This is a genomic window from Mesorhizobium sp. M7A.F.Ca.US.005.03.2.1, assembly GCF_003997795.1.
In the GTDB taxonomy this organism is placed as follows: Bacteria; Pseudomonadota; Alphaproteobacteria; order Rhizobiales; family Rhizobiaceae; genus Mesorhizobium; species Mesorhizobium ciceri.
Genome location: NZ_RZRP01000384.1, coordinates 1 through 5842, shown reverse-complemented (window position 1 = coordinate 5842; position 5842 = coordinate 1). Strand labels below are relative to the sequence as shown.

2 protein-coding genes and 1 pseudogene are annotated in these 5842 nt (G+C 64.8%); all 3 read right to left on the bottom strand.

The window, feature by feature from the left end; translation table 11 throughout:
• On the bottom strand, positions 1 to 616 hold a 616-nt coding region (gene rpe / locus EN991_RS20630), incomplete at its 3' end, for a ribulose-phosphate 3-epimerase (RefSeq protein WP_127369418.1).
• Positions 617 to 838: 222 nt separating this feature from the next.
• Positions 839 to 4684, bottom strand: coding sequence for a DUF11 domain-containing protein (locus EN991_RS20625; protein ID WP_127369417.1), 3846 nt, complete (start codon positions 4682 to 4684; stop codon positions 839 to 841).
• Positions 4685 to 4694: 10 nt separating this feature from the next.
• Positions 4695 to 5842, bottom strand: a pseudogene (locus EN991_RS20620) (hypothetical protein); the annotation flags it as partial.

The following is a 5842-nucleotide window of genomic DNA, read 5'->3' as shown; positions in this document are numbered from 1 at the left end:
CGCTGCCGCCTTGGAAGATGGCGGCGCCCGCCACCAGCACATCGGCGCCGGCAGCGGTGACCAGCGGCGCGGTTTCGGCTGAAACACCGCCGTCGATCTCGATTCGGATCGGCCGGCCTCCGACGAGGGCCTTGACCCGCTTCACCTTGTCGACGATCGCTGGGATGAAGGCCTGGCCGCCGAAGCCCGGATTGACGGTCATGATCAGGATCAGGTCGAGCCGGTCGAGCACGTATTCGACCACGCTTTCCGGCGTCGCCGGATTGAGCGACACACCGGCCTTTTTGCCAAGGTTCCTGATGGTCTGCAGCGAGCGGTCAAGATGCGGGCCGGCCTCGGCATGGACGGTCAAACCGTCGCAGCCGGCCTCGGCGAAAGCGGCCAGATAGGGGTCGGCCGGGGCAATCATCAGATGGCAGTCGAAGAAGGCCTTGGTGCGGTTGCGGATCGCCTTGATCACTGGCGGGCCAAAGGTGATGTTGGGCACGAAATGCCCGTCCATAACATCGAGATGTATCCAGTCGGCGCCGGCTGCCGCTACCGCTTCGACCTCATCGCCGAGTTTGGAAAAATCCGATGCCAGCACCGATGGTGCAATCAGGGTCTTTCTGCTCATGGATGCGGCCTTTCCGAGTGTCCTTCTCGTTGGCCACCCTATCGACTGCCTAATGCGCCGCAGCCGACTTGTCGAGGGTGCAGGCGCGGTCGACGCGCAGGCTGGGACGCGTGCCGTTATCCGCGATCATGCTGCGGCCAATTCCCGCTTGTCCCCACAGCTGCGAAGAAAACCCCGCCGGATTGCTCCGGCGGGGTTTCTGGTCTCGTGTCGAGCAGGTGGTTATTGCTGCTGGAGCTTCAGGATTCTGTCTGGAACCTGGTCCTGCCGCTGTTCGACTTGCGGCCTGCGCCGTGGCAGCACCTGCTGCAGCAGCAGGCCGGGGTTCAGCTCCAGCGACGGTTGTCCGCGGACCGCCCGGCAGTTCGGGTAGCGCCCGATCGTGCCTTCCGGGCAGCGCCTCCTGATGATCGGCTGGCACTGGCCATCGATCATCTGCGAGCCCGGTGCGCATTCCACCTCCTGCCTGCGGCATGCGCCGTTGATCACCTCGGTGCCGCGCGGGCAGACACATTCGCCGCGCTTGTTGTGGACCTGGCCGCGTATGTCGCACTGCTCCTGCGTCGGCTGCTTGCGCCGGCAGGCATTGCCCCGCACCTCGGTACCCCTCGGGCAGACACAATTGCCGTCGGCGTCGTGGACCTGGCCACGGATGGTGCACTGGTCAGGCCTTGGCCGGATCGGGCGGCAGGCGCCGTTTCTGACCTCGTTGCCTTGCGGGCAGACGCAGTCTCCGTCCGCGTCGTGGACCTGGCCACGGATGATGCACTGCTCAGGCTTCGGCCGGATCGGACGGCAGGCGCCATTGCGCACCTCGGTCCCTCGCGGGCAGACACAGTCTCCATCGGCATCGTGGACCTGGCCACGGATCGTGCACTGCTCCGGCTTTGGCTGGATCGGGCGGCAGGCATTGCCCCTGATCTCGGTTCCCCTGGGGCAAACACAATCGCCATCCGCATTGTGGACCTGGCCACGGATAGTGCACTGCTCGGGCTTGTCGGTCCTGACGCACCTGCCGTTCTCGAGCCCGGTTCCGCGTGGGCAGACGCAGCGTCCGTCCTCGGTGCGGATCTGGCCCTCGAGCAGCACACAGCGTTTCGGCTGTTCCGGCTTCGGCACGATACCACCGCCCGGCGAGCACTGGCCGTTGCGGTAGGTGGTGCCTTCGGGGCAAACGCAGCGGCCGGCATCGTTCATGACGAAGCCTTGCGAGCATTCCTTCCTCGTCTCCTGGCTAATGGTGAAGGGATGGCAGGCATAGGCCTTGCTGTGATCGCCCTGCACATTGGTCTGATCGCCGCCAAGCACGTCGCCACCGCCCTGCACCCGTGTGTCGGGAGACAGCACGCCGACGCAGTTCTGGCCGCTGACATTGCCCTGCAGATTGGCCAGGCGGCCGTCGTCGGGAATGACCACGGTGACATGGTGCACCCGGCTTTCGCCGGCGCCGAGCGTCAGGTTGGCAATGCAGGACGCAGGCAAGGTTGCCGGTTCCGGCGAGCAGCCGAAGGGCGGATCGATCGAGGTGATCTCAACGCCTTCCAGCCTGCCGAGACCCTCCACGCCGATCGCATCGCCGATGCGGACCGGCCCGGAGAAGGCGGTCGCTCCTTCATTGGTGATGGTGATCTCGAACGAGCAGGGTTGGCCGAGCCTGCATTCGCGGTCGCCGGTCTTTTCGACACGGATGGTCGAAGAACCGCCGCCCTTGGCGCAGGCCTGGCCAAAGGGATAGACGACGTCGTCGCCCGGCGCAGGCCCATAGGAGCCGCGCGCGCAGTTTTCGAACGCGCCATTCGCCGAGACCGTCACGTCGAAGTGGCGGCTGGTTCCAGGTGTCATGACGGCACCGGGAATCTGGCACGACAGCGCATTGGCCGGAACCGGTCCGCACGCCCATTCCGCGCCGTCGGGGGTGACGGTCTGGATCTGGACGGGCGCGCCGCCGGCCACCAGCGTGGCGGCATCGTTGACCCGCACCGGACCGTTGGGGGCAGCGGTGCCAAGGCTGATGACAGTGATGCGGCAAGAGACGACCGCGGCACCGGCGAGCGAGCCGTTGCACACCTTGGTGATGCGCAGGGTCGGCTTGCCGCCATTGGGATGACGGAAGCGTTCCTTGGCGCAGGCCTTGTTGTTGGTGAGGTCGTTTTCACCGGGGATGGGCTTCACCTCAGCGCAATTCTCGACAGTGTCCGACTGGTAGCCGGCCGGCATGACCGCCTTCACGACGATCGGCGTCGAGGCGCCCGCAGGCAGCGAGATGCCGGCATTGTCGCAACGGAACTGGCCGGGGCCGTTCGGTCCGCATGTCCAGGGCGGGCTCGGCCCGAAGGTCGAGGAGGACGGCGCGCCGCCCGGATAGCTGTCGATCACCGTCAGCGGTCCGTTATAGGTCGATGTGCCGTTGTTGATGATGTCGATCACGAAGGTGCAGATGCCGTCGGCCGAGCAGACCGGGACGCGGGCACGCTTCTTCAGGATCAGGTCGACCTTCTTCTCCACCGGCGGCCGGCAGTCGCGGTCACGGTCGCCGCGCCGGCAGATCGGGATCGAGGCACAGCCGCGATCGTTCGACTGGCTGCCGAACAGCGGCTTGCCGCTGGCGCCATAATTGTAGGTGGCGCAGTTGCGTAAAGCACCGCCTTGCCAGCCTCCGGCCGGCTTGAAGCCGAGCTTGAGGTCGACGGAGGCCCCCGGATTGAGCGTGGTCACCGGATAGGTGCAGGTCATCGGGGTGGTTCCGGGTACGCAGACCCAAGGTGGATTTGGCCCTGAATCGAGCGTCGAGCCGGCCGGCAGCGTCACCTCGTCGAGCACGATCTTGCCGTGGTAGGCTCCGGTGCCGACATTGGTGACCCTGATGGTGAAGTCGCAGCCGCCGCCCATCGTGCAACGCGTCACGTCGGCGCGTTTCTCGACCTTGAGGTCCGGCTCCTTGTCCCTGGGCGGGCACCTCTGGTCACGCGGGATGACGATGTCGATCGTCTGCGTGCAGCACAGGCCCCAGCCTTCCTTCGGACCGGCATAGGTTTCGATGCCGGTGACGATGAGGTGGATGACGTCGCCGGGCGAGGCACCGACGATCTTCCAGTTGAGCACACCGCCGCCCGCCGGCACCAATTGGGTATCGGGGATGATGTTGATGCCGGGCGTGCTCGTCGACACCTGCACCCACTTGCCGCCCATCTCCGGGCCGACCGGCATGTGATAGATGAAGGCGCCGCCGCCGGGCACGCAGTCGACCGTACCGCGTTCCACCTTGAAGCATTCCTTGCCGGGAGGTGGCGGTGGCGGATTGCACTTGGTGACGTCGATCTTGATCGAGGTCTTCACGCCGGTCTTGAAGTCACCGTCGTCGGGCTTGCTCGGATCCTGCGATGGGATGATGGTCCCGGTGCCCGGTCCGGCCGTCACCTTGATCATGCCCTGGTTGTCGACGATCGTCGGCGCGGGAAATGCCGCACGATCGATCTTGGCCGTGATCGCGAAGTTGATCACACGCTCGTTGGCAGCGCCGACGCCGTCGACATCGGACGTGGAGATGCGGAAATCGGAAACCGTGGCAGTATCGTTCGGATTTGCCGAAGTGCTGATCGTTGCACCCGGCAGTGGTCCGCCGGACGAATCCGTGCCGTCGCCGGACACGTTGACGTTGATGATCGCAAGGCCGTGCGGAAGCTGGTCCTTGAAGTCGATCCTGACCTTCTTCAGCCTGGCCTCGAGGCTCGGGTCGGCAAGGCCCTGCGGATCGCCGCGCAAGCCGAAGCTCAGCGAGTAGACGACGTAATCGCAGCCTCTTTGAACGCCTGTCTTGGTGAAGAAAGGCACCACCTGGTCAGGCCTCGGAGTGACGACGCGCGAACTGTCGAGATCGAGCTTCAGCTCCGGGGTGATCGAGGCAGCGTCTTCTGCAAAGCCTTGCACCGGGGTGAACATGGCGACCGCGATACCGGCCGCCATCAGCCAGCGCGCGCCGCGCCTGGCGTATGACAGGGGTTTCATGATCGTCTCCATGACGGTTGTTTGGACGTTCGTTGCGAGCGGGGAGAGTGCGAGATTTTTCATCTTCCCCTCCTCAACGTTCGCAGCTGGCGGCTGGGGTTCTGAGCGGCAAAGTCATCTTGCAGCAAGGGTAATAGCCACCCTTGTCCTTGTCGGACTTCCTGTAGAAGCAGAGCCCGACATCGACTGTGTCGCCCGGATAGTGGCCGGTGATGTCGATCGTGTAAGGCTTGCCGGGCGCATGCGACTGGGATGATGTCACCCCGACGCCTGGCGTCCTGGACTGGACCTTGATCGAATCGCCGCCGAAGCCGGCATGGTCATGGAGATAGAGATCGGCCTCGAGGCCGGAAGGCGTGCAGTAATACTGGACGTCGTCGACGTCGAGACATGGAGGCAGGTTGCCGGGTGGTGGGAAATCCGGCGGGTAGAAGGGGGGCAGGTAGCCGCCCGGGATTTCCTCGTAATAGCCGGCGCGGCCCTCGCAAGGGTGCCAGACGGCAACATCGCCGACATGGCCCTCGACCTCCGGGTCTTCGAAATAACCGTCGAAGTCGACGAACCATGAGCCGAAGGGCGGCACATTGGCCGGCTTGACCAGCTCTTTCGGCGTGATCTGCACACCGTGTACGGCCAGCGGCCCGCCGGCTGCGAGCTGTTCGGCGAGTGAAGGATTGTCGCGCAGCTTGTCGCCCGTGTTGACCAGCGTCTGCGTGCAGACGGAGCTGTCGAGATTGCCGTCGGCATCATAGCCATATTGCAGATCAAGACCGCCGGCCGACTGCCGGTTGCCTTGGGGGAAGCCGACCGCATATTCCTGCGGCACTTCGACCCAGACCGATTCCGTTTCCGGATCGTCCGGGTTCTCCCGGAAATAGCGGATGACCTCGCCTTTACCGGAATCGGCGAACTGGCTGTAATCGTAACGGTTCTCGACCGGACCGCGCTGGGCGAGGTACATGAAGCCGCTATTGTCGAAGGCGATGTCGGTGACGGCGTAGTCCTTGTCGGCCCTGACCGTCAGTTCCCAGCGCGGGTCACCGGCAAAACTGCCGTCGCGAGCGATGCCCACCGACCAGATTTCCGACTTTTCGCCGACCGAATAGTAGAGCCGGCCGCCATGGTAGGAGACACCCCAGACGCGGCGCTCGTCCTGCGTGTAGCCCCAGCTGTCGGGGTCTTCGCTATCGAAGGCGGCACCTTGTATGTCCATCACCGAAC

Bases quoted from the DNA above. Each gene is read 5' to 3' on its own strand.
- EN991_RS20625 (WP_127369417.1), bottom strand. From the start codon at position 4,684: ATGAAAAATCTCGCACTCTCCCCGCTCGCAACGAACGTCCAAACAACC.